Source organism: Variovorax paradoxus (genome assembly GCF_022009635.1).
GTDB lineage: Bacteria > Pseudomonadota > Gammaproteobacteria > Burkholderiales > Burkholderiaceae_C > Variovorax.
On record NZ_CP091716.1, the window covers coordinates 3951324 to 3977485 of the forward strand.

The following is a 26162-nucleotide window of genomic DNA, read 5'->3' on the forward strand; positions in this document are numbered from 1 at the left end:
CGTGGCTGCAACGGCGGGTAGCAAGGCGGGCGGCGCTCCCGCCCCGGAAGGCCGCCACCGGGGCATGGCGGTGGTGAGCGCGCTGCTCATCGTCGCGGTGATCGCGGCGATGGCGGCCGCGCTGCTGGGTCGGCAGTCGGCCTTCATCCGCACCACGCAGGGCGACCAGTTCCGCACGCAGGCGCGCTGGCTGCTGCGCGGCGAAGTGAGCGAGGCGCAGCGCACGCTGCGTGCGGATGCCGTACGCGAGCCGACCACGCGGCTCGACGGCGCCTGGAACCGGCCTTACGCACGGCAGGCCTCCGGCCAGGTGGCGGCCGAGGGCGGGCGGCTGCTCAGCGAAATCACCGACGAGCAGGGCAAGTTCAACCTGCGCAACCTGGTGGACCAGGGCCGCATCGACCCGGCGGAAGCCGAAGTCTTCATGCGTCTCTGCGCGTTGGTCGGCGTGCCCAGGCCAGCGGCGCAGGCGATCGTGCGGCGCGTGGCGCTGAGCCTGGGTGGCGCGGACGCATCGCCGGTGGGGGCGGTGTCGGAGGACACGCGCAAGGAGGCCGCGAAGTTCGCCGAGGGCTTGGGCCTGCCGGCCGAACTTCCGCCCAATCCGCAGGCCCCGCGCCTGCGCGCGCTGGAAGACCTGCTGGCCGTGCCCGGCGTGGACGCGGGCGTGCTCGCGCGGCTCATGCCTTTCGTGACCGTGCTGCCGGAACGCACCTGGCTCAATGCCAACACTGCACGCGCGGAGGCCGTGGCCGCGGGTGTGGCGGGGCTGTCGCTCGACCGCGCCCGCGCGCTGCTGACGGCGCGCGACAAGGGCCAATGGTTCATCAACCGCGGCGACTTCGCGAACCGGCTGCGCATGCCTGAACTGGCGGTGGACGAGGTGCGCATGGGCGTCACGAGCAACTGGTTCCGCGTGTCGAGCGTGCTCTCGACCGGGCGCACGCAGTTCGTGCAGAGCGCTTTGCTGCACGACGACAAGGCCGCCTTGCCGCGCGTGGTGTGGCTGCGGGAGGGCGTGTGAAAGCGGATGCGCTGCGCCTGATGCTGCCGCCGTGGCCGGGCGATGGCGCGGCCGACGCGCAGGTGCGCTTCGGCTACCGGCAGCCCGATGGCACCTGGCACGACGGCGGTATGCGGGCACTGGAAGGTCTCGCGCAGAAATTCGCTGCAAAACGGATCGAGGTATGCCTGCATCCGAGCGATGTGCCGATGGCCGTGTTCACGCTGCCGCCGTTGTCGGGTGCGCGCTTGCGTGCGGCCGTGCGTGGCGCCATCGAGCCTTGCGCGCTGCAGCCTCTAGAAAACCTGGTGACCGGTTTCGGGCCGCGTGCGGCGGACGGCACCGTGCCTGCCGCGTGGATCTCGCGCAGCGTGATGGACGGATGGCTCGCGCTGCTGCGCAGGCATGGCTTGCCGGTGCGCGAGCTGCATCTTCCGTGCGCGTTCCTGCCGTATTCGACAGAAGTTAGCGTGGGGTTTCATGTCGACCGATGGCTGGTCGTTCGTACGGGCAAGAGTCAGGGCTTCGCGCAGTGGTTGCCCGAAGGCGCGGGCGACCTGCCGGGCGATATGCAGTGGCTCGGCGACGACGAGGCTGATAAGCGCTGGTCCGGCGAGGGCTGGGGTTGGTCGCTGTCCGGTGGCGAATCGGCTGCGGGCGGCATGGGCTCCGCGGTGGTCGGGCCTGCGGTCGCTTGGGGCGCCCTGGCTTTGGCGGTGTGGCTGACCGGCCTCAATGTGTACGCGAACCAGCTGGCGGCACAAGGCCAGGGCTTGAAGCGGCAGATGGCCGCACGCGTGAAGGCCGCATTTCCGGACATACCGGTCGTGGTCAACCCGGTGCAGCAGGCGAAGCAGCAGAAAGACGCGCTCGCGGCCGGCACCGTGCCTTCGGTCAGCGGCGATGCGGCGGGCCTTCTGCGCGGGGCCACGGCGCTGCTGGCGCAGGGCCCGGCCGGCCAGGTTCAGGGCCTGCGCTACACCGCCGGAGAACTGCACATCCGGTGGCGCGACGGCGGTGCGCCGGGCGCCGAGGAGCGTCGCGGATTGCAGACCCGTGCCACGGAGCAGGGGCTGTCCGCGACCGTCGATACGGACGGGCTGCACCTGACCGTTGCCGCTGGTACTGCCGAAGACGCTCCAGCCAGGAAGGCCACACCATGAAGCCCGGGCCGACCATGCAGTGGCTGCGCGAAGGCAGGGCACGCTGGCAGGCGCTGCCGCCACGCGACCGCCTTGCGGCAAGCGCCGCCGCCATCGTGCTGGTGCTGGCCGTGCTGTGGCTCTTCGCCGCCAAACCCGCGCTGGAAACCATGGCCCGCTGGCAGCGCGACCTGCCCAGGCTGCAGGCGCAGTCGCGCGAACTCGACGAGGTGCTGTCGGGCATGCCCGCGGCGCGTGCGACCCAAGGCGCGACCGCCAGCGAGCCGCCCCAGGCCGGACTGGATCGCGCGGGCCTGCAAGGCGCCTACCGCATCGAACTGATCGTGGCCGATGCGCCGCCAGGCGCCGGCAAGGCACCGCCCGCAAAGGCCTGGCGCATCGCTTTCGAGCAACCCGCGCCGGCCGCAAAAGTCTTCCCCTGGCTGCTGGCGGTTTCCGCCCGCGCCGATCTGGAGGTGACCGGTGTCGTGCTCGACCGCAAGGACGGCACCGATGGCAACGACCCGCAAGCCAGCGTGCGCGGCGTGGTGGACCTGCAGTCCACCCAACTCTACAAGGACGGCCCGTGAGACGAGATCGACAGGGCGCAGCGATGCGCCGATGGACCCTGGCGTGCTGCATCGGGCTTGCATGCACGACCGCTGGCGCGGCCACCACCGCACCAGTCCCCACCACGGCGCCGGCGCAGGCCGCGCGCGCCGGCAAGGACGACAAGGTGGTCCTCAACTTCGTCGACGCGGACATCACTTCGGTGGTCTCCGCGCTGGCCCGCTTCCTGGGCCGCAACTTCCTTTTCGATCCGCGCGTGAAGGGGCAGATCACGCTGGTTTCCGAAGGCGAGGTGCCGGCCGCCACCGCCTACGGCATGCTCTCGACCGCGCTGCGCATGCGCGGCTTCGCGATCGTCGACGTGGGCGAGGTGAGCCGCGTGGTGCCGGTGGCCGACGCCAAGCTGCAGGGTGGCTCGGTCAACACGCGCAACCCCGGCGGCGGGCTGGCCACGCGCACCTTCAGGCTGAACTACGAGAACGCCGAGGCGATGCTGCCGGTGCTCAAACCGCTGATCGCGGCCGAGAACAGCATCAACGCCTACCCGGCCAACAACACGCTGGTGGTGACGGACTACATCGACAATCTCGAGCGCCTGGCGCGCATCATCGAGAGCATCGACACGCCGACCTCGCTCGACGCCGAAGTCGTCAAGCTGCGCAACGGCGTGGCGGTGGACATCGCCGGGCTGGCGACAGAGCTGCTCGAGGGCAGCGGCGAGAAGGGGCGGCGCGACATCGTGGTGCTGGCCGACCCGCGCTCCAACAGCGTGGTGATCCGCTCGAGCAGCCCGGGGCGGACAACGCTGGCGCGCGAGCTGATCGCCAAGCTGGAGAACGCGCAGAGCGACCCTGGCAACCTGCATGTGGTGTACCTGCGCAATGCGCAGTCGGTGCACCTGGCGGGCGTGCTGCGCGGGCTGCTGACGGGCGAGTCGCCCGACGCTTCAGGCACGGGCAGCGGTTCGGTGCGCGCGGCATTGGGGGCGGGCGGGATGCTCGGCGGCGCGGGGGCGGCCAACGGCACCAGTGGCGGCGCGGCCAACGCGAGCTCGGCGAACCGCGGCTCGACAGGTGGCACAGGCACCGGCGTCAGCACCATGCCGAGCGGCGGTCTGCGCGGCGTCGCGGGCGGCGCGAGCGCTGGTGGCACGGGCACGCAGGCAGGCACTTCGGGCAACAGCAATGGCGCAGCTTTTTCCGCGGGCGGCGTCACGGTGCAGGCCGACGCCACCACCAACACGCTCATCATCGCCGCGCCTGAACCGATGTACCGAAGCCTGCGCCGCGTGATCGACACGCTCGACCAGCGGCGCGCGCAGGTGCTTGTGGAGAGCCTGATCGTCGAGGTGACGGAGCGCGATGCATCCGAGCTCGGCATCCAGTGGATGGCCGGCGGCGGCAACGGGCGCGGCGTGCGCGCGGGCACCAATTTCGGCGGCGCCACGCTCAACCCTAATGCACGCAACACCATCGAGGCGATGCCGCGCGGGCTCAACATCGGCATCGTCGACGGCACCGTCAACCTGCCGGGCGTGGGCGAGATCCTCAACCTCAAGATGCTGGCGCGCGCGCTGCAGGCGAAAGACGGCGCCAACATCCTCTCGACGCCCAACATTCTCACGCTGGACAACGAAGCCGCTTCGATCATGGTGGGCAAGACGGTGCCTTTCGTGAGCGGGCAGTACATCACCAACGGCAACAGCAGCACCAATCCGTTCCAGACCATCCAGCGCGAAGACATCGGGCTGAAGCTCAACATCAGGCCGCAGATCTCGGAAGGCGGCACGGTCAAGCTCGACATCTACCAGGAGGTGTCGACCATCGACACGCAGGCCTCGGACATCTCCGGCATCGTCACCAACAAGCGTGCGCTGGACACCAGCATCCTGGTGGACGACGGGCAGATCATGGTGCTGGGCGGGCTCATGGAAGACAGCGTGGCCAACGGCACCGAAGCCGTGCCGGGCCTGGGTGCGCTCCCCGTGGTGGGCAACCTGTTTCGCTACGACAAGCGCCAGCGCGTGAAGACCAACCTGATGGTGTTCCTGCGGCCCTATGTGATTCGCGATGCCAACGCGGGCCGGGGCCTCACGCTGGACCGCTACAACTTCATGCGCGCGCAGCAGGGCCGTGCGCGGCCGGTGCCGCATGGGCTGCTGCCCGATGTCGGCGGACCCGCGCTGCCACCGGCGGACCTGCCGGTTTCAGGGCGGGCGCCGGAGGTCGACCTTCGTCCGCAGAACTGGGAGCACACGCGCGAACAGCCTCCGCCGCCTACCACCACGGCCAGCGCGGTGCGCCAGCAACCGGCCGAAGCGGCACCGCCGCCGCCCGTGCTGCGCTCCCAGCTACCCAGGGGCGTGACCGTCGATTCCGACCCCGCCGTGCTGTACGGAGGCGCGAACGACAAGGTCAGCGTGCTGCAGATTGCCGACGTGACGACCGAGCAGGACGCGGTGCGCATCGTGAAGCGGGTGCGCATCAGCGGCATCGGTGCTTACATCGTCGGCGGGCCGGGCGGGGAGGGCAATCTGGTGCGCGCCGATGTGCCGCGCGACCCGAAAGCGGTCGACAACGCGCTGAGCGTGCTGCGCGAACTGGGCTACCGGCCCGAGCTGGTGGTGACGCCGTGAACGCGGCGTTGCCGCATGCCTGGGCGCGCAGCCATCGCATCGCGGTGCGGCAGGAGGGCGATGCGCGATGCATGGTGGTGTGCGAGCGCACGCCGGGCTGGGCCGTGGTCGAGGCACGCTTGCTGCTGGGCGAGCTGCCGCTGAAGCAGATTGCGTCGCCCGAGATGGATGCGCTGCTCGGCGCCACCTACGCGGAGACCGGCGACGCGGCATCGGTGGTGGGCGCGGTGGAGCAGCAGGTCGACCTCGACCGCCTGATGCAGGACATTCCGGCCGTCACCGACCTGCTCGACGCGCAGGACGATGCGCCCGTCATCCGCATGATCAATGCCTTGCTCGCACAGGCCGCGCGCGACGGCGCGAGCGACATCCACCTCGAGTCCTTCGAGACGCATTCGGTGGTGCGCTATCGCGTCGACGGCACGCTGCGCGACGTGGTGGCCCCACGCAAGGCGCTGCATGCGGCGCTGATCTCGCGCATCAAGATCATGTCGCAGCTCGACATCGCGGAGAAGCGCCTGCCGCAGGACGGGCGCATCACCCTGCGCGTGGGCGGCCGACCGATCGACGTACGCGTGTCCACCGTGCCGACCGCGCACGGCGAGCGCGCCGTGCTGCGGCTGCTCGAGAAGGATGCGGGCCGGCTGCGCCTGGAAAGGCTGGGCATGGCACCCGACACGCTGGCCGAACTCACGCGCCTCGTGCGGCAACCGCACGGCATCGTGCTGGTCACCGGCCCGACCGGCAGCGGCAAGACCACCACGCTTTATGCGGCACTGGGTCAGCTCGATCTGAGCACCAGCAACATCCTCACGGTGGAAGACCCGGTGGAATACGACCTGCCGGGCATCGGCCAGATACCGGTGCACGGCAAGATCGGCATGACCTTCGGCGCGGCCCTGCGCGCGGCGCTGCGGCAGGACCCCGACAACATCATGATCGGCGAGATCCGCGACCTGGAGACCGCGCAGATCGCGGTGCAGTCGTCGCTTACCGGGCACGGTGTGCTGGCGTCGCTGCATACCAACGACGCAGTGTCCGCCGTCACGCGCATGACCGACATGGGCATCGAGCCTTTCCTGCTGTCGTCGTCGCTGCTGGGCGTGCTGGCGCAGCGGCTGGTGCGCTGCCTGTGCCCGGCGTGCAAGGCGCCGCAGACACGGCCCGACGGCAGCGTTGTCTACGGGCCCGTGGGTTGCGCGGCCTGCGGCCATTCGGGCTTCAAGGGGCGCACGGGCATCCACGAACTCTTCGTGGTGCACGACGACGTGCGGCGGCTCATTCACGAAGGCGGCGACGAGCAGGCGATGCGCGCCGCGGCGGCGAAGCGCGGCATGCGCTCGATGCGCGAAGACGGCCAGCGCTGGGTGCGCGAGGGCATCACCACCGCCGAGGAGATCCTGCGCGTGACGCGCGACGCCTGAGGAGGGCGCACCACACCATGGCACGCTTCGAATACGAGGCCGCGAGCGCCAGCGGCGAGCTTCAGCGCGGCACCACCGAGGGCGAGTCCGCGCGATCGGTGCGCGCGCAGCTGCGAGACCGCGGCCTCACGCCGCTCGACATCCGCGAGAAGGCTGCGGGCGGTGGTGCATTGTCGTGGCTCAGCCCGCGCCTGGGCGCGGCCGACCTGTGCTGGGCCACGCGCGAACTCGCGAGCCTGCTGGGCGCGCGGCTCACGCTGGAGGCCGCGCTGGTCGCCACCATCGAGCAGGCCGAGCGCAAGCATGTCGCCGAGTCGTTGAGCGCCGTGTGCGACAGCGTGCGCGCCGGCATGCGGCTGGCCGACGCGCTGGGCGAGCGGCCGCGCGACTTTCCGCAGATCTATCGCGCGCTCGTCAGTGCGGGCGAGGATTCGGGCGATCTCGCGCGCGTGATGGAGCGGCTGGCCGACTACCTGGAGAACCGCGACAACCTGCGCGGCAAGGTACTCACCGCGTTCATCTATCCGGCCATCGTCGGCTTCGTGTCACTGTGCATCGTCGTGTTCCTGCTGGGGTACGTGGTGCCGCAGGTGATCGGCGCCTTCGCGCAGGCACGGCAGGAACTGCCGACGATCACCCGCGTGATGCTCGCCGCGAGCGCCTTCGTGCGCGAATGGGGCTGGCTCACCGCGGGCGTCGTCGTCGCTGCATGGGTGGCCGCGCGTGCATTGCTGCGCGATGCGGCGCACAAGCTGAAGTGGCACGGGCTCATCCTGCGCATGCCCATGGTCGGGCGCTTTGCGCTCGGCGTGGACACCGCGCGCTTCGCATCGACGCTGTCGATCCTCATGGATGCCGGCGTGCCCTTGCTGCGCGCGCTGGAGGCCGCGCGGCAGACGCTGGTGAACGAATGGCTCAAGCGCTGCGTGCTCGAAGCCACCGGCCGCGTGAAGGAGGGCACGCCGCTCGCGGCGGCGCTCAAGGCGCAAAAGATTTTTCCGTCGAACCTCGTGCACCTCGTGGCCAGTGGCGAGAAGACGGGTGCGCTCGCGGCCATGTTCGAGCGCGCCGCGCTAAACCTTTCGCGTGACCTCGAGCGCCGCGCGATGCGCCTCACCACACTGCTGGAACCCTTGATGATCCTTGCGATGGGCGGTGTCGTGATGGCCATCGTGCTCGCGGTGCTGATGCCCATCATGGAGATCAACCAGATGGTCCGCTGAGCCTTTGTTCAGGAGCTTTTAGAGGCCGTGTTCCCGAGCTTTTTTCGGGCTGCTGTCACCTCGTAAATCGAAGATTAACTCCGTCGCCAGAGGGGCGACGCAGGTAGCGAAAAGGCGGCGCGGTCACAACGAGATCCGCCGTCTTTGGTAGCTCATTTCTCTTGGTCCAATCAAAGGAGTTTCCATGAGTGCAAAGTTCAAGTCGGTCGCCCTGTCGGCCGTGATGATGGCGAGCCTGCTGGCCGCCGGTGCCGCTTCCGCGCAGATCGCAGTCGGCGGCGGCGCCACGCTGCCCGAGCCGCTGTACAAGGACCTGCTGCCCAGCGGCATCGGCTCCACCAACTACACCTACACCGGCACCGGCAGCGGCGCTGGCAAGTCGGCGTTCCTCAACAACAACGCGACCGCCTTCAAGAATGAATCGATCGTCGGCACGCCGAACTGGACGGCCACGCAGTCGGTGCACTTTGCCGGCAGCGACTCCGCGCTGACCGCCGCCGAACGTGACGCCTACAAGCTCGCCCACATCGAATCGTCGCCCGGCGTTCCGGTGACGGGTGCCGCCGCCTGGGGCCCGCTGATCCAGATCCCGGCCGTCGGTGCCGCCGTGCTGATCCCCTACAAGAGCTCCGCCACCAGCGCCATCTCCAGCCTGGACCTGCCGGATGCCAAGATGTGCGCCGTCTTCTCCAAGTCCGCCGGTGGCCGCACCTGGGGCGAACTGCTCGGCACCACCGACAGCACGCCCATCCAGGTTGTCTACCGCAACGAAACCAGCGGCACCACCGAACTGCTGGCCCGCTACCTGCTCGCCGCATGCCCGGGCAGCGGCTTCGTCTTCTCCAACAACTTCCGCACCGTGGTTGCTGGCGCCCTGCCGGCTGGCACGCCGCAGCCCCGCCTGTCCACCTCCGCGCCTGACGCGGCGACCGACGCCATCTGGAAGTTCGTCGACGGCAACGGCGGCATGGCGGCCGAGTTCGGCACGGCCGGTCGCATCGGCTACCTGAGCCCGGATTCGGGCTACAACCCGACCAATGCCACGAAGGTCGCGACGGTCAACGGTTTCGCTCCGGTCGCTTCTTCGATCAAGACGGCGCTCGCCAGCCAGGTGCTGCCTATCGGTGGCGCATCGACCGACCCGCTCGCCTGGGTCCCGGCCTATGTGAAGCCGCCCGTCAGCGGCACCGGTGCCGGTTACCCGATCTTCGGCACCACCAACCTGCTGGTGAACCAGTGCTACAAGGATCCGGCCATCACCACGAAGGTCCGCAACTTCCTGACCCGCCTGTACGTGCCGAGCCCGCTGGTTGCTTCGCATGGCTTCGTTGCGCTGCCCGACGGCACCGGATCTGCCGGTTCCAACGCCAACTGGAAATCGGTCATCCAGAGCACCTTCCTGACCTCGACCAGCACCCAGGCTATCGGCAACACGAACGTCTGCAACGGCATCGGCCGTCCGGTGAACAACTGATCATCATCTGATCGCGTGTCTTTTCGCGGCTGTCGCAGCAGGTGCTGCCGGCCGCGGATTCGCCTCGAGGGATCTCGCTGCGCGCAAGCGTGGCCCGGGCCTCGGGGCTTTCTCGCGTCCGTGAGATCAGCGATGAAATGCGATGACCAGCCCTTGTTTTTAAATGTCACGTGAACGTCACCGCCCAAAGCTAACGTCACCTGGGTTCGCCGAAGTGCCTCGCATTTCGGGTAACGAACACGGCAACCCAGGAGCATGTGCGCCCACCCGGTATGAGAGTGAATTCGGCATCGGTCAGTGTCGTGGCACTGGCATGGTGTCTTGCCGGAGCAGCCATGTCGTTCACCGTGCGCACGGCGAACGCGCAGCAAGCGGAGCCGGCATCGGCGACAGCGCTCCCGGTGCGCATGGAATTCGATATCGCGGCACAGCGCCTGGGCGATGCCATCGCCGCCTACAGCAAGGCGACGGGGCTGGACATATTGATCGACGGTGGTCAGGCGCAACGCCTTTCGGGAACGGTGCGCGGCACGTTCACCGCCATGGAGGCTCTGGAGGCCATGCTGGCCGGCACGGGATTGGAGGCGCGCCCTGCGAGCGCGACGTCGGTGGTGATCCGTGCATCGCGCGGGGCAGGCGGCACTGCGTTGCCGCCGTCGGCCGTTGCGGAGGGCATGGAGGAATCGGGATTCAAAGAGGGGGAAGTCTTGCATCAGTCCTACGCCGCCCAGGTCCAGCAGGCCTTGAACGGCACCTTGTGCGCCTCGACGCAGACGCGTCCGGGAAGCTACCGGCTCGCGATGCAGCTGCACGTGGATGCGCGCGGCGTGGTGGACCGCTTTCGCCTCTTGAGCACCACGGGCGTCTCCGATCGCGATGCAGCCATACAGATACGGCTGCGCGGCCTGTCCGTCGGAAGTCCTCCGCCACCTTCGCTTCCCCAGCCGCTGGTCATCCTGATGCTGCCGGAGGGGCCGGGCGCGTGGTCCGATTGCGAGTCGGCGAACGCCGACACGAACAGGCGCACGCAATGAACGAAGGCATGTCCTCCACGCTGCGAGCGCGCATGGTGGCACGCTATGTCGAACTGCGCAGCAAGCTCGAACGCATCGTCGGCTCGCGCGACGACGCCGCGGATGCGATGCAGGAAACATGGTTGCGGCTTTCCACGACGAGTTCCAGCACGAGCGATGGGGGCACGGTGAACAACGCCGACGCCTACCTGCTGCGCATGGCCGCGAACATAGCGACCGACCAGTACCGGCAAAACAATGTGCTCCTGGTGCACGGTGAGATCGATGAGCTGATGCACATCGTCGACGAGGTGAGCGACCCCGAACGCATCGCAAGCGCGCGCAGCGACGTTCAGGCCCTGAGCCAGGTGCTCGGGCGCATGCCGCGGCGACGCCGCGAGATCCTGGTCGCGGCGCGGGTGGAGGGCCAGCTCAACGACGAGATCGCCCGGCGCTTCGACGTCTCGCTGAGCACGGTCGAAAAAGAGTTGCGCGCGGCGCTCGAGTTCTGCAAGCAACACTTGCCTGACGTGGAGGCCGCACAGCGCGGCCGTTTTGCCGGTCCGAGAAAATACTGATGAGCGCCATGTCTTTTTCCGATTCCGAATCCCTGCTGCAACGCCAGGCCGAAGCCTGGTGGGTGCGCCTGCATTCGGGCCGGGCCACCCGCGCCGACGCCGATGCGTTCCGCGAATGGGTGACTCACAGCACGGCGCATGCACAGGCCTGGCGCGAGGTGATGCGGACATGGTCCGCGCTCGATCCATTGCTGGCCGAAGAGGCCGCGCGCCAGGCGTCGCGCGCCGGCACGCTCTCGCTGCGGGGGCTTTCCGCCGCCTTGGGCCTGCATTCGCCGGGGCGCAGGGCATTCCTTGGTGGCGCGGTCGCGGCCTCGGTGACCGCCGGCGTGATGGCGCTCGATCCGCCGCTTGGCTTGTGGCCTTCAGTCGGAGACCTCACGGCGGACTACCGCACCGCCACCGGCGAGCAGCGCCAGGTGGCGCTGGCGCGGGGCATCAGCGTGCGCATGAATACGCAGACGCTCATCAACCGTATCGGCGCCGACGCGAGCCCGCGCGGCCTGGTGCTGGTAGCCGGAGAGGCTGAGATCGCCGCGAACGGCGCGAGCGACTTCCTCGTGGAAACGGGCGGGGGGCGCCTCGTGGCGCGCAGCGCGCGCTTCAACATCCGGCACACCGGTCCGCAGGTCTGCGTGACCTGCCTCGACGGCCGCCTGACGGTATCCGTGAACGGCGAGCAGCGCGCGCTCGAGGCGGGCCGGCAGGTGACCTTCGACAGGGCCGGCCTGCAGGAGGTCGTGCGCGCGGACGAGGCCAGCGTGAGCACATGGCGAACCGGCGTCCTGTCCTTCGACCGCATGCCGTTGGCGGAGGTGATCGACGAGATCAACCGCTACCGGCCCGGCAAGGTCTTCCTGCGCAACGAGGAATTGGGCCGCACGCCGGTGAGGATGCAGCTGAACCTGCGCAGCATCGACAACGCCCTCGTGATGATTCGCGAACTCTACGGTGCGCGCATGCGCAGTCTGCCGGGCGGCATCGTGGTGCTGAGCTGATGCGAAATTAATTTACGGGTTGTGCCGCGCAGGCTCGTCATGGAGGTATGGATGCGATGCCTCACGACGAACGACCAAGCAGGGCGACCGGCTGCGACGCCTGCATGGGCGAAGCGCTGGACTGGATCGTGCGCCTGAACCGTCTGTGTGCGGGCGAAACGGATGTTCGCGCTCTGGCGACATGGTGCGCGCGCAGTTCGGCACATGCCCGGGCATGGCGCGAGGCGGTGGCGTTATGGACTCTGCTGTTGCCAGCCGCGCGCGAGCGCTGTTCAGCGCCAAGCCTCCGCGGTGCGGCGACCCGGCCACGGATTGCCGGCATGACTGGCGACATCCGCATCCCTCACCGCAGCGCCGCGCCCGGCGTCGCGCCAGACGTCTCTTCTTCCTCGCATTTGCGTCCCAGGCACTCATGGTCTTGAATCCGCACACCACTCGCTCGCGCCGCTTCAAAGCGGAATTCCGGGAGCCCGCTGCCGGCGGTGATCTCCGATTGACGCCGTTGTCTCGCGCGGTCGCCCTGGCGCTCGCGGCGCTCGGCGCCTGGGGGCCGGCGCATGCGAGCCAGACCTTCAGTCCGGCATGGTTCGCCAGCAAGGGAGCGGCGCAGGCCGGCGCCGCGCAGACCGGCCGCCTGCCGAACGGCATGCCTGCGTCGAGCCTCACCAATCCCGCGCAGCAGCAGCAACAAGCCAATGCGCAGTTGCAGCGCTCGATCAGCAACCTGAATCTGGCCGCGCAAGCCATCGCGGCGCAACAGGCCGCGCAGGCGGCGGCGCGCGAGGCCGCGTCGAAGGAACCTTCGTCCGTTCCCGATGGCCTGGCCGACGGAGGCCTCAAGGTCGATACCAACAGCCTTACCGCGGGCTGGCACAACGCGCAGGCACCGGTGCAGTCGCAGCAGGCCGATGGCCGCACGAACGTGGCGATCCAGCAGACCGGCGACCGGGCCATCCTCAACTGGGAGACCTTCAATGTCGGGCGCAACACGACGGTGGAGTTCAGGCAGCAGGCCGACTGGGCGGCGCTCAACCGCGTGAACGATCCGCAGGCACGACCCTCGCAGATCCAGGGGCAGATCAAGGCGAACGGCACGGTGCTCGTCGCCAACCGCAACGGCATCGTCTTCAGCGGCAGCAGCCAGACCGATACGCGCAACCTGGTGGCGGCGGCCGCGAATATCAGCGACGCGCAGTTCAAGGCCAACGGCATCCACAGCACGAAGACGGCCGACAGCTACGCGCCGAGCTTTACCGATGCCGGCGGCGCGGTGCGCGTGGAGGCGGGCGCACGGATCACCACCAGCACGCCGGCCTCTGTCAAGCAGGGCGGCGGCTACGTGCTGCTGATGGGCCAGGAGGTGAGCAACGCGGGCACCATCACCACGCCGCGCGGGCAGGCACAACTGGCGGCGGGAGATTTCTTCATCGTTCGGCCCGGCCAGGGCTCGGCGGCCAACCAGGCTTCCACGACGCGCGGCAACGAGGTGTCGCCGCAGTTCAATGCCGACAGCGCGGCAGGACACGTGGCCAACACCGGCCTGATGGTGGCGTCCGAAGGCGACATCACGCTGGCCGGCCGCAAGGTGCTGCAGGATGGCGTGGCGCTTGCCACCACCACGGTGGACACGCGCGGCACCATCCACTTGCTCAACTCGGCGAGTGACAAGCAGGGCAGCGTCACGGTCACCCAGCGCGCTTTGAATGCGGTGCTGCTCGACGACAAGAACGGCCGCACTGCACTCGACAGCCAGCGCGAAGCCGCCATCGCGGAGTCGGGCCGGCAGAACAGCCTGCGCACCGCGACGGGCGCGTTCGACAACCTTTCGCTGCTCGACGACCGGCAGGATCTTTCTCGCATCGAGATCGTCTCGGGCGGCAACGTGCTGTTCGAGGGCGGCTCGATGACCCTCGCGACCGGCGGGCAGCTCGCCGTGAGCGCCGGCAAGGTCGGCGGCCGCAGCACCGTGGCCGATGGTGCGCGGCTGGACGTATCGGGTGCGGTGGGCGTGCAAGTGGCCATGTCCTCCAACAACGTGCAGATCAACGTGCAGGGCAACGAACAGCGCGATGCGCCGCTGAACCGCGACACCTCGAAGCTGAACAATGCCAACGTGTGGATCGACCGGCGCAAGCTCGTGCGCGTGGCGGCCGGCGTGGGCGGCTACGACAAGGAGCGCTGGTACACCTCGGGCGGCCTGCTGGAGGTCGGCGGCTACCTGGGCCTGCAGGGGCACGGCATCGGCGAATGGGCGGCGCAGGGCGGCAGCGTCACCTTCGGCGGCGGCGAGGTGGTGACGCAGGCGGGCTCGAACATCAATCTGTCGGGCGGCACGCTGGACGTGCAGACCGGCTTCATTCGCCAGAGCTGGCTCAAGGGCGCCGACGGACGGCTCTACGAGGTGTCGAACGCGCCAGCCAACACTTCGTACACCGGCCTCTACAAGGGCTTCGAGGATGAGCACAAGCGCTGGGGCGACAAGACCACCGGCTACTTCTACAACCCGCTGATCGGGCCGCAGAGCCGCCTCGAAAACGGCTACACCGTGGGCCGCGATGCCGGCCGGCTGGTGGTGGCGACAGGCGCCGCGGTGCTGGAAGGCGACATTACCGCCGTCGCGTACCAAGGGCCGCGCCAGACAGCGAAGGGCGATGCCGCGCTCGACGGCTACGCCCAGTCGCACAACGCGGCAGCCCAGGCCGCGCAGGTGGTGTTCGGCAACTACACGACCGGCTACAACACCGATCCCGGCCAGGGAGCGGTGGGCGCTTTCCGTGCGCTCGCCCCCACGTTCCGGCATATCGTGTTCGACGATGCGCAGCCTGAACTCGGCGCGGCACTCTCGCCCGAGACCGCCTTGCCGCAGGAACGCAAGAACACCTTGTACCTGAGCAGCAAGCGCCTGAGCGGCTTCGGCCTCGGCGCAATCACCGCCCTGGCGGAAGAGAGCGTGACCGTCGACGACGGCATCGCCGTGTCGCCGGGCGGCAGCATTGAGCTATTCGCGACCAAGGTCGGCGTGAACGCGAACCTCATCGCGCGCGGTGGCGCCATCGTCCTGGGCAACATGGCGACGCCGCTGATGCGCGCGGGGCTCACACCGAGGCTGCTGCCGACGCCGGCCGCCGACAACCCAGGCGAAGTGGTCGTCGCCAAGGACGCGAAGCTCGATGCGCGCGGGCTGTGGACCAACCTGCAACTCGATCCGGCCAATGGCCTCGGCCTGCCGTACCTCGACGGTGGCCGTGTCGACATCCGCAGCGCGGGCGCGGTGACGCTCGCAGCGGGTACGTCGATCGACGTGTCGTCCGGCGGCGCGGTGCTCGTCGACGGCAAGACGCGCGGCGGACGCGGCGGCGACGTGACGCTGGGAGCGGACATGACGCTCGGACAGTCGACCACGCACGGCCTGCTGACGATCGACGGTGACATCCGGGGCTATGGCGTCAATGGCGGCGGCACGCTCAAGCTGATATCGGGTGGGGGCCTCGTGGTCGGTGGCCAGGTGCGCGGCACTGGCGGCATGCTGAGCGCGGGCGACGCCGCGCCCCTGGACTTGATCCTCCTGCAGGACTACCAGGTCCGTGCGGGCGATGTTCTTCCCTTGGACTACCTCTACGAACGCACGCGCGCGCGGCCGGGCGAGGCCATAGGCGCCGTGCCCATTTTTGCCATCGATCCGGCACAGCCGGTCGTCCTCGCGGCCGACTGGAAGCCTCCGGAAGCCTCCGGCGGGGCCAACAGCTCCTACACCCTGCAGGTCATCGTCAATGGCACGCCTCGCAACATTGCCGTGGGCAGGGCAGCGGACGGAGCGGTCATCGAAACTTTGCCGGCAGGGTCCACGCTGGTCGGTATCGTGCCCTTCACCCTCAAGATGTTCCCGCTGGACTACGTGGTGCCCGCGAACGTCTTCCCGAACGGGATTGCGGTGACCCCGCAGAACATCACGGCGGCCGCCGGCAAGGCGGCACCCGTGGACTTCACGATTGCAAGCGGCACTCAGGTGGCCGCCGGTTCCGTCTTCAGGCAGGACATCGCCACCCGGCCCAACACCGCGATTGATCCGTCCGTCCTGCAGTCGGGCTTTTCGCGGTACGACCTCAACGGCCATCTCGGCGTCATCGTGGCCGACAACGCGCGGCTGGATGTGCGGATGCCCGCGTACCGGTTCGCCGATGGGGCGAAAACGGTCGCGACCGGCAGCGACCCCGCAACCGGCCTGGCGCTCTGGACGCCGCCCCTCTGGTCGGAAGATGCGGTGAAGGGCGTTCTCACGCAGCGCGGCGGCGCCAGCCTGACCTTGCAGTCCATGGTGGGCTCGGGCAGCGCATCGACGGCGGGCGGTCCGGTCGCCGTCCGGCCGGGCGCTGCGATCGACGTCGACCCCGGCCAGTCGATCGGCCTGCTGGGCCGCGACGTCACGGTCGAAGGAACGCTCAGCGCACCGGGCGGCATGATCGCGATCGACCGGCCCCGCAGCGCCTTGCCCGGAACGCCCGGCCTGATCTGGATCGGCGACCACGCCGTGCTGGATGTCGCCGCGCGTGCGGCCACCGCGCGGGACGTGTTCGGCCGGACCTACGGCCAGGTGCCCGACGGCGGCACGATCAGCATCGGCGGGGCGCTCGACTGGGACAAGACGAGCGAAGCCGATGCCGCCGACGCGTTCATCGTCATCCGCTCGGGGGCGCGGCTCGATGCCTCCGGCGCCAGCGCAGTGCTCGATCCGTCGGGCAGCGCACCGGGTCGCGCGCCCGCGCCGATCACAGTAGCCAGCAATGGCGGGTCGATCGTGCTCAAGTCCAACCACGGCCTGTATCTCGACGGCACGCTGCGCGCAGCCGCCGGCGGCGAGGGCGCAGCGGGCGGCACGCTCGGGCTCGCGCTCGCATCGCCGGTCTATATCAAGGAGACCACTCGCGGCGACGTGCTGCGGCATCGCGAACTGGTGCTGGCCCAGACACAGGGCGACAGCGCAGTCGCGGCGGCACAGACAATCGCGGATGCCCGTGGCGATTTGCTCACCGGGACAGCGCGCGTCGGCGTCGACCGCATCCAGGCAGGCGGCTTCGGCAACCTCTCGGTGCTGGTCGATGGGGCTCTTGGCTTCGACGGCAATGTGGCACTCGGCATGAGCCAGAGCCTGCGCCTGTATGCGGGTACCTACGCGCACGGCGAGACCGCGACAGCGGATTCGACGGTGTCGCTGTCCGCGCCGTACGTGCGTCTGGCAGGCACGGCTCGCAGGGCCACGGGCGAAGGCACGGTCATGCCGATGGCGCACTGGGAGAACGGCCCGTCCCGCCAGCAGGGCGGCGGCCAGTTTTCCGTCTTGGCGGATCTGGTCGACCTACGGGGCACGGTGGGGTTCGGCACCCGCTCGGAGCTGAATCTAGGCCTCACGAGTTACACGGTGGACCGGCGCGGTTTCGAAGAGGTCGAACTCACGAGCCGCGGCGACGTGCGCCTGCTGGGTGCCAATCTCGTGACGCCCGGCAACGTGCGCCTGATTGCCGAACAGCTCTATCCAGGAACGGGGACGAGCAACACGGTTATGGCCGGCTATGTCCAGGGTGCCGACGCACGCCAGAGCTACGCTGCTGGCAGCGTTCTCTCCATCCGCCGCCATGGCGACGGCGAGGCCGCGATGCCCTATTCGGCCTTCGGCAGCATTACCCTGGCCGCCGAGAGCATCGAGCAGGGCGGCATCGTTCGGGCGCCCCTTGGACAACTGACACTCGGCACGGCATTCGACGCGGTCACCGCCGCGACGAGCAGGGTGACACTGCTGCCCGGCAGCATCACCTCCGTGAGCGGCGAAGGGCTGCTCATGCCGTACGGCGGCACCGTGGATGGCCTGAGCTACCAGTACAACGGCCAGCCGGTAGCGCTCAAGGCCGTGGGCGACCTGGAGCGCGGCGTCAAGGTGAACACACGCCACCTCGAAGCGCAGGCGGGCTCCGTGCTCGACCTGTCCGGTGGAGGCTCGCTGGCTGGCGCGGGCTTCGTGAGTGGGCGCGGCGGCTCTGTCGACGTACTGAAGACGGCGCTGGCCAACTCGAACCCCGCAAACGGCTACAGCCGGGCCGGCAATGCGGTCTATGCCATCGTGCCCGGCAGCGCGGCCAACTACGCGCCGGAGGCGCCAGAGGCGGGCTTCGGCACGCCGGGTGTGGGCCAGCGAGTCACCGTGCCGGCGGGCGTGCCCGGATTGCCGGCCGGAACCTACACCTTGATGCCCTCGAGCTACAGCCTGTTGCCGGGTGCCTTCCGGGTGGAAATAGGCGCGGCCGACCGCATCGGGCTTTCCGGGGTCACGAGCGTGGGCAACGGTTCCTACGTCGCGGGCGGCTACCTGGGCGTTGCCAACACGTCGATCCGGGAGGCGCTGCCCAACCAGGTCGTCATCACGCCGGGCGACAAGGTGCGCAGCTACTCGGGCTACAACGAGACCGACTACAACGCCTTCGTCCTGGCGGACGCGGCGCGGCGCGGCTTCCTGCGCGCGGGGCTCACATCGGATGCGAAGACGCTCGACATCATGCTGTCCAGGCCGCCCGCGGAAGATGCGGACAGGACCGCGTTGAAGTTCGACGGCGAGTTGCGTCTGGGCGCGCAGCGCGCGAGCACGGGCTTCGGCGGAACGGTGAACGTGCGCAATCTGGGCGAGGTTCTCGCCACGGGACAGGCGGCCGACGAGCAACTGGCCGGCGCATCCGTGCAGGACCGCGAATTGAACAAGCTGGGCGGATCGCGCCTGGTGCTCAACGGCACGCTGGGAACCTCCTACGGCCAGCTTGGCCGGATCGTCCCGATCACGGGCGCAGGCAGCCTGATCGTGCGCAGCGGCGCCAGTCTGTCCGCGGGCGAACTCATCCTGGCTGGCGCGCCTCGCCAGGGAGGCGGCGGCCTCACTATCGAGGAAGGGGCGTCGCTCGGCACCATCGGCAGGGGCACGGCGAGCTATGGCTCGAACGACGGCTATGTTTTCACAGGCACGGGCGTGATCGCCTTGTCGAACGGCTGGTTCAATCTGCTTCTTGCACAACCCTCCGCGGCGGAGGGGCCCGGGACGGTTTCCATCGACATCGGCAGTTGCGTGAGCGCGGCGTGCAACGGCTCGACCCGATTGGTGTCGGAGGGCACGCTTGCAATCGCCACCGGCGGCGCACTGACCCTGGCCGACAACGTTTCCTACGGAACACGCAATCTCTCGCTGGCGCTGGCCGCGGTCAATCTCGGTGAGGATGCCAGCATCGCCGCCGCGAGCGCGGGCGGACAGCTGCCGAGCGGACTCGTGCTCAACCAGGCAAAGCTGAATCGTCTGCTGGCCGGCAACACTGCCATCGGCGCGCCGGCGCTGGAAACCTTGATTCTCAATGCACGGGATGCCGTGAACACCTACGGCGCGGTCAAGCTCGACGCATCCAGCCTGGACCGGCTGGTGCTCGGCACACCCGCCATCTACGGCTATGGCGCGGCGGGCGACGTGGTCGCGATCCGCGCGGGAGAGTTCGCCTGGGCCGGGGCCGAGGGCACGCCCGGCGCCGCGGTTTCCGGACTGCTGGGCAGCGGCACACTCGACATTGCCGCGCGCTCCATCGTGCTGGGCCATGGCCCGTACGCGCAGGCGAGCGGCACCCAGACCGATGCACGGCTTGCGCTGGGCTTTGCCGATGTGAAGTTCACAGCCTCCGAACGCGTGACATCCAACGGCAGCAGCACGCTGTCGGTGTACCAGCGGCAGGGCGCCTACACGCCAGGAGAAGGTTATGCCCATGAAGGCGGCAACCTCGTCGTCAGCTCGCCGCTGCTGACAGGGCAGGCAGGCTCCAGGACCCGCATCGCCGCGGGCGGTGCCATCACGATGGTCGCGCCTCCAGGCGCGGGCTCGGCCGCATCGAGCGATGCGTTGGGCGCCACACTGGAACTGAGGGGGAAGAGCATCGACCTGGAGGGCAGCGTCGTGCTGCCCTCCGGGCGGCTGGTGCTCGCGGCGACTGACGACATCGTGCTCGGTGCGAGCTCGCGCATCGATCTGTCGGGCCGCAAGACCTCGCTGTTCGACGTCGACAAATACAGTTGGGGCGGCGACCTCGTGCTGTCCAGCGCGACGGGCAACATCGCGCAGGTCGGGGATTCGGTCATCGATGTCTCCGCGCGCAACAACCGAGGCGGCACGGTCGAGGCCACCGCGCTGGCGGCCGGCGCGGGGCGTGTCGACCTGCTGGGCGCTATTCGCGGCAGCAGCAGTGGCACCTACGACGCGGGCGGCACTGTGGTGCCGTATGGTGCGGGCGAGCTCACGGTGCGTGCGCAGGCGCTGGGCGATTTCGTCGACCTCAACAACCGACTGAACGAAGGCGGCGTGTTCGGCGCGCGCCGCTTCCAGGTGAAGCAGGGCGATCTCGTGGTGGGCGACGGCGTGAAAGCCCGCGAGGTATCGATTGCCGTGGATGGCGGCAGCCTGCGAGTGGATGGCCGCATCGACGCCAGCGGCTTGCAGGTCGGCTCGATCCGTCTCGCTGCGAAGGGCGACCTCACAGTCAACGGCACACTCGACGCGCACGGCACGGGCCTGCGCGTGGACAGCTACGGCAAGATCATCGACAGCCCCAACCGGGCCATCGTCGACCTCACCAGTACCGAAGGCATGCTGACGCTGGGCGGCGGCGCGCGTATCGACCTGCGCGCCGGCACCGACGTGCCCTTGGGCACCAGGGCAGGCCAGAACGACGGCCGCGCACGCGGCACGCTGGACCTGAATGCTCCGCGCGTCGGCGCGGACGACGTCGCCGTCACGATCAACGGCACGCCCGCAATCCAGGGCGCGAAGACCGTCGCAGTCAACGCTTTCCGCAGCTACAGCGACGCGCCGATGGCCGATCTGCCCGACGTGTCGGGCTACCGGCCGCAGCTCGTCACGCAAGGCTATCTTGACCGCATCGACGGCGAGAGCCGGATCTTCATCGACGCCGCGCAGGGCAACGCGGGCCTGCGCAGCCGGCTGTCGGGCCTGGGCAGCTACCACCTGCGCCCCGGCGTGGAAATCGTCAGCGACCGCAGCACGAACCCGCATGGCGACCTGACGATCGACGGCGACCTCGATCTTTCGGGCTACCGCTACGGTCCCGGCGCGGACCGCAACGATCCGGCGCGCCGCGGCTATGGCGAGCCGGGCCGGCTGGTGATCCGTGCGGCCGGCGCGCTCAACGTACACGGGAGCATCAATGACGGATTCGCACCGCCTCCTGCGACGCTGGACGACAACGGTTGGGTGCTGACGAGAGGACCTTCCCCGGCCTTCGGTGGCGACATCGTGGTGCCGATCGATAACGTAGTGCTCGACACCGGCACGACCTTCCCGGCGGGATCGACGCTCAACTACAGCGTGAGCGTGGCGGCAATGACGCTGCCCGCCGGCACCGTGCTGCCAGTGGACGCCGTGCTCACGGGCACGCTGGCCCTCCCGGCGGGCACGGTGGTCGCCGCCAACATCTACAACGCCGACGGGTCGCTGGCTCATGCGGCCGGCACGGTGCTGGGAAGCGCCACGACGCTGGGTGCCGGCGTGCGCCTGGGTGCGGGAACGGCATTGCGTACGGCGGCGGGCGTGGCCGCGCTGACCTGGCCCAAGGGCGTCGCGCTGCCGGTGTACATGACGACCACCGGCCAGACCGTTCTCGCGAGGGGATCGCTGATCCCCTCGACGACCGTGGTCGAACTGCCGGGCGGCCAGCCCGTCAATCTGCGGCCTTCGGTGAACGGCGTACAGGGGCGCAACTGGGCGGTGGCACCGATGCTCGGCGAAGGCGCCACGTCGTGGAGCGTGCAATTGGTGGCGGGCGCCGACCTGGGCTCGGCGGACAGGCGAGCGCTGAACCCGGCTTCGAAGGCGGCCATCCGGCTGGGCGATACGCATGCGATCAGCGACTACACGATCAGCGCTTCCAAACGTTTCGTCTGGGCGCCCAATGACTGGGGTCTTCCAGAGGGAGAAGAAGCCGACCCGGGCACGTGCGAACTCGAACCCAGCATATGCGTCGAGGTTCCAGGCGGCCCGCCGGTCATCACGGGAAGCCAGATCGTTGCGCCAGCCTTCAGCGTGCTGCGAACCGGCACCGGTGACCTCGAGATGCTCGCCGCCGGCGACATCCGCATGGACTCGCTCTACGGCGTATATACCGCCGGCACGGCAACAGCGGCCGACGCCGCATACAACCGGCCGCGTGGCAAGGACGCCAGCGGCTCGCCGATCGGCCCGCAGTCCGAACTGCTCGATTACAGCGCCAGCCTGGCGACATACCGCGCGTGGTATCCCGACCAGGGTGGCAACGTGCTGGTCGCGGCCGGCGGCAATCTGGTGGGGGACCTGATGGGCTCGGGGCTGTCGAGTGCGTTGCCGGGCAACTGGCTGTGGCGGCAGGGCTCGGGCACCGCCGCCATCGACGAGGCGATTCCCACGGCGTGGTGGATCAACTTCGGCGCCTACACAGCCACGACGGAGAAAAGCAACCGCAAGGCACCGGACCTCACAGGTTTCACGGGCTTCGGCACGCTGGGCGGCGGCGATATCCGCATCCGCGTGGGCGGCGAGGCGGGAACGATCGGGCTGCGCAGCACCCAGGGCGCCGGAGCGGTTTCCACCGACCGAAGCGAAGGGCTGGTGGTCGCGGTGGGCAGCACGGGGCGGGTCGGCGCCGACGGCACACTCGCACTGACTGGCGGTGGCGACGTCGACATGCGCATCGCCGGTGCGCTCAATCCCAATCGGAATCTGAGCACGGGGTCGGAAAAGCTCGTCCTCACCGGCGCCATCGCGAACCTGCGCGGCGCCACCGAGGTCAGCGCCGCATCGATCGGCAGTCTGGGTCTGCAGTATCTGTCGGGCACCTTCAGGTTCTCGGACCCTGTCGACGCACGTGGCATCGATCCGTTCTCGGCCAGCTATGCCAGCGCCAAGGGCGGCATCAACCTCGTGCCAGGCGACACGGCGATCTATCTCCAGACACGTGGTGACCTTGTGCTCGGCGGGGCGTCCGATCCGGGGCGTGGAGATACGCCGAACAGCTCCGCCTTCTCGGTCGGCGGCCAGTCGCCGAACGCGGGTGGGCAGGGGTGGTTCAGCCTCTGGACGAATCGCAGCGCGATCAATCTCACCTCCGCAGGCGGCCACCTGACCCCGACCATGGCCGCGGGCGACAACAGCCAGTTGCGCACCACGTCGAAGGATGCGTGGATCGTCTATCCCTCCATCTTCAGGGCCGCAGCCCTCACGGGTAGCCTCTACTACGGTTACGCGGCATTGCCGCTGACCGTGGGCGATCCCACGAAGATCAACTACGGCCTGACGCTCGCGCCGTCTGCCAATGGCGAACTGGAAATGCTCGCGGGCGGGTCGATTTACGCAGGCCAGTATTCGGTCGGCATGTCCGGCACGGGCACGCCGATACCCACGCCGTTCAATCCCGCATTCGTCGGCCAGGCGTATGGTGCTGGCGAAGTGCTTGCGACCAATCTCGCGACGGGCGGACTGGCGATCGCTGGCGCCAGGAACGTGCCCGAGATCACGCCGACGCTCTTCGCATTCGGCCCGAACACGGCAGCGATCGGAATCGACCGTGCCGCAGACGCGGCGCCGGTGCGGTTCTACGCCGCGGGCGGAGACATCATCGGGCTGAAGACCGGCGAAGTCGTCACGCGCGGCACGGAGACCTGGTACAACGCCGCCGCTGCGATCCGCGTCATGGCGGGCCGGGACATCGTCAACACCGGTGTCGCGCCCGGCAGCTCTACGGTGGGCTCCAGGGATCTTTCGGGAAGCCTGCGCGGCAACCTCATCGTCCACACCAACCCCACCGACGTCTCCATCGTCTCCGCCGGCCGAGACATCCTCTACGCCAACTTCGACATCGCCGGCCCCGGCACGCTCGAAGTCTCCGCCGGTCGCAACCTGCTGCAGGAAGACCGCGGCGGCATCACCTCGATCGGCCCGGTGGTTCCGGGCGACACGCGCCCCGGCGCTTCCGTTGCGCTGATGGCGGGCATCGGCGCCGGTGCGCTCGACATGTCGGCGATCCGCGCGCGCTACCTCGATCCGTCGAACCGCGCCGAAGCCGGCACGCCGCTGGCGCAGCAGCCGGGCAAGGCCGCGAAGACCTACGAGGCCGAACTGGCCGCATGGCTCCAGTCGCGCTACGGCTTCAGCGGCGGCAGCACGGCGCAGTCGCTCGCGTACTTCGATGCACTCGCGCCCGAGCAGCAGCGCATCTTCCTGCGCGAGGTGTACTACGCCGAGCTGCGCGCGGGCGGCCGCGAGTACAACGACGCCAGCAGCAGCCGCGCGGGCTCTTACCTGCGCGGCCGCGAGATGATCGCCACGCAGTTCCCCGAGCGCGACGCCGGCGGCAACACGATCGCGCGCGGCGGCGACATCACGATGTTCGGCGGCTCGGGCGTGCGCACCAATTTCGGCGGCGACATCGAGATGCTGGCGCCGGGCGGCAAGATCATCCTGGGCGTGCAGGGCGCGGTGCCGCCCTCCACGTCGGGTGTGATGACGCAGGGGCAGGGCGACATCCGCCTGTTCAGCGAAGGCAGCATGCTGCTGGGCCTGTCGCGCGTCATGACGACCTTCGGCGGCGACATCCTGGCATGGTCGGCCAAGGGCGACATCAACGCGGGGCGCGGTTCGAAGACGACGGTGCTGTTCACGCCGCCCAAGCTGGTCTACGACAACGTGGGCAACGTCGAGATCTCGCCGCAGGTGCCGAGTTCGGGCGCGGGCATCGCGACGCTCGCGCCCATCGCCGAGGTGCCGCCCGGCGACGTGGACCTGATCGCGCCGCTGGGCACCATCGACGCGGGCGAAGCCGGCATCCGCGTGTCGGGCAACGTGAACGTGGCGGCGCTGCAGGTGGTGAACGCGGCGAACATCCAGGTCAAGGGGCAGTCGGCGGGCCTGCCGGTGGTGGCCGCGGTGAACGTGGGGGCGCTGACCAATGCCAGCGCGGCCGCGTCGCAAGCCACGGTGGCGGCGCAGGAAGCATTGCAGCGCGATCGCGCCGCGGCGCGGCAGGCACTGCCTTCGGTGTTCACGGTGCGCGTGCTGGGCTTCGGCAATGAGCCGTTGGGCGGCGGCGGTGCCAGTGACGACAGCAACGGCAGCAACAACAAGCCCTCGGCCACGCCGGTCAGCTACAACCCGCGCAGCGTGATCCGCGTGCTCGGCGGTGGCGGCACGCTGCCGCCCGCGGTGAGCCGGCAACTGACAGACGAGGAGCGCGCCAACCTGCAACGCTGACCCGCGTCCGGCGCCGCACTCGCGTGGCGCACCTGCCGTCCTTCTTTTTCCAAGGCCCGGCCTTGCCCGTCACCGGCGATCCCGGTCGGCGAGCGGGCCGGGCGTTCAGCGAAAACCAACATGACCCTCGACACCCAGGCGATTCGCAATGCGCCGGACCGGTTCTCCGGGCTGCTTTCATCGTTTCCATCGCGCACGCCGCTGCCGCTGGCATGGCGGGCGTTCGAGGAGCGCATCGAACGCATCGAGCTGCTGGCGGAGCCCGAGCCGCGCACGCCGTTGCCGAAAGCGAAGTCGGCCGCTCCCGAGGTCGACTTGCAGGCGCACCTGGCGGCGAACTACCAGGCGCTGCACCGCCGGCTCGAGCGCCAGCTCGGCTGCGCGGACCTGGCAAGCGAATGCCTGCACGACGCATGGCTTCGGCTGGGCGAACGGCAGCCCCGCGAGACGCCCGCGAACCCCGACGCCTACATCTATCGCGTGGCCTGCAACCTCGCGATGGACGGCATGCGCGAGCGCAAGCGCTGGATGGGTCTGAACGAAGATTGCGAAGACGTCGACGTGATCGCCGACCTGCAGCCCGGCCCCGACATGATCGCGGAGGCGCGCTCCGAGGTGGCGGCAGTCGACCGTGCGATGCAGGGCCTGCCGGGGCGCCACCGCGCGGTGCTGGTCGCGCTGCGATGGCACGAGATGTCGCGGCAGGAAGTGGCGCGGCGCCACGGCGTGTCGCTGCGCAAGGTGGACACAGCGCTCAGACAGGCCCTGGGCGTGCTGCGCTGATGGAGCGCCGCCG

Annotated in this window: 13 protein-coding genes; all 13 read left to right on the plus strand. The window is 69.2% G+C overall.

What is annotated here, in order from left to right:
- Position 1: 1 nt before the first annotated feature.
- Positions 2-1024: a type II secretion system minor pseudopilin GspK gene (gene gspK, locus L3V85_RS18425; protein ID WP_237680467.1), complete on the plus strand. Its 1023-nt coding sequence runs from the start codon at positions 2-4 to the stop codon at positions 1022-1024.
- Positions 1021-2166 carry a type II secretion system protein GspL gene (gene gspL / locus L3V85_RS18430; protein ID WP_237680468.1) on the plus strand — a complete coding sequence of 382 codons (1146 nt, stop codon included), beginning with the start codon at positions 1021-1023 and terminating at the stop codon, positions 2164-2166. The genes gspK and gspL overlap by 4 nt, the downstream gene beginning before the upstream one ends.
- On the plus strand, positions 2163-2735 hold the full coding sequence (gspM, locus tag L3V85_RS18435; protein ID WP_237680469.1) for a type II secretion system protein GspM: 573 nt from the start codon (positions 2163-2165) through the stop codon (positions 2733-2735). The genes gspL and gspM overlap by 4 nt, the downstream gene beginning before the upstream one ends.
- Positions 2732-5350, plus strand: coding sequence for a type II secretion system secretin GspD (gspD, locus tag L3V85_RS18440; protein ID WP_237680470.1), 2619 nt, complete (start codon positions 2732-2734; stop codon positions 5348-5350). Before gspM ends, gspD begins: the two co-directional genes overlap by 4 nt.
- The gene (gspE, locus tag L3V85_RS18445) at positions 5347-6774 is read left to right on the plus strand and encodes a type II secretion system ATPase GspE (protein WP_237674192.1); all 1428 of its coding nucleotides are present in this window, start codon (positions 5347-5349) and stop codon (positions 6772-6774) included. The genes gspD and gspE overlap by 4 nt, the downstream gene beginning before the upstream one ends.
- 17 nt (positions 6775-6791) lie before the next feature.
- Positions 6792-7997: a type II secretion system inner membrane protein GspF gene (gspF, locus tag L3V85_RS18450; protein ID WP_237674193.1), complete on the plus strand. Its 1206-nt coding sequence runs from the start codon at positions 6792-6794 to the stop codon at positions 7995-7997.
- A 184-nt stretch (positions 7998-8181) separates the two neighbouring features.
- The gene (locus L3V85_RS18455; RefSeq protein ID WP_237674194.1) at positions 8182-9471 is read left to right on the plus strand and encodes a substrate-binding domain-containing protein; all 1290 of its coding nucleotides are present in this window, start codon (positions 8182-8184) and stop codon (positions 9469-9471) included.
- A gap of 335 nt (positions 9472-9806) precedes the next feature.
- Positions 9807-10505: an STN domain-containing protein gene (locus tag L3V85_RS18460; protein ID WP_237674195.1), complete on the plus strand. Its 699-nt coding sequence runs from the start codon at positions 9807-9809 to the stop codon at positions 10503-10505.
- Positions 10502-11062: an RNA polymerase sigma factor gene (locus L3V85_RS18465; RefSeq protein ID WP_237674196.1), complete on the plus strand. Its 561-nt coding sequence runs from the start codon at positions 10502-10504 to the stop codon at positions 11060-11062. Before L3V85_RS18460 ends, L3V85_RS18465 begins: the two co-directional genes overlap by 4 nt.
- A gap of 8 nt (positions 11063-11070) precedes the next feature.
- On the plus strand, positions 11071-12060 hold the full coding sequence (locus L3V85_RS18470) for a FecR family protein (protein WP_237674197.1): 990 nt from the start codon (positions 11071-11073) through the stop codon (positions 12058-12060).
- 104 nt (positions 12061-12164) lie between these two features.
- Positions 12165-12482 carry a FecR/PupR family sigma factor regulator gene (locus L3V85_RS37555; RefSeq protein WP_366491861.1) on the plus strand — a complete coding sequence of 106 codons (318 nt, stop codon included), beginning with the start codon at positions 12165-12167 and terminating at the stop codon, positions 12480-12482.
- 71 nt (positions 12483-12553) lie between these two features.
- The gene (locus L3V85_RS18475; RefSeq protein WP_237674198.1) at positions 12554-25366 is read left to right on the plus strand and encodes a filamentous hemagglutinin family protein; all 12813 of its coding nucleotides are present in this window, start codon (positions 12554-12556) and stop codon (positions 25364-25366) included.
- Between the two features lie 120 nt (positions 25367-25486).
- On the plus strand, positions 25487-26149 hold the full coding sequence (locus L3V85_RS18480; RefSeq protein ID WP_237674199.1) for an RNA polymerase sigma factor: 663 nt from the start codon (positions 25487-25489) through the stop codon (positions 26147-26149).
- The last annotated feature ends 13 nt before the right edge of the window (positions 26150-26162 follow it).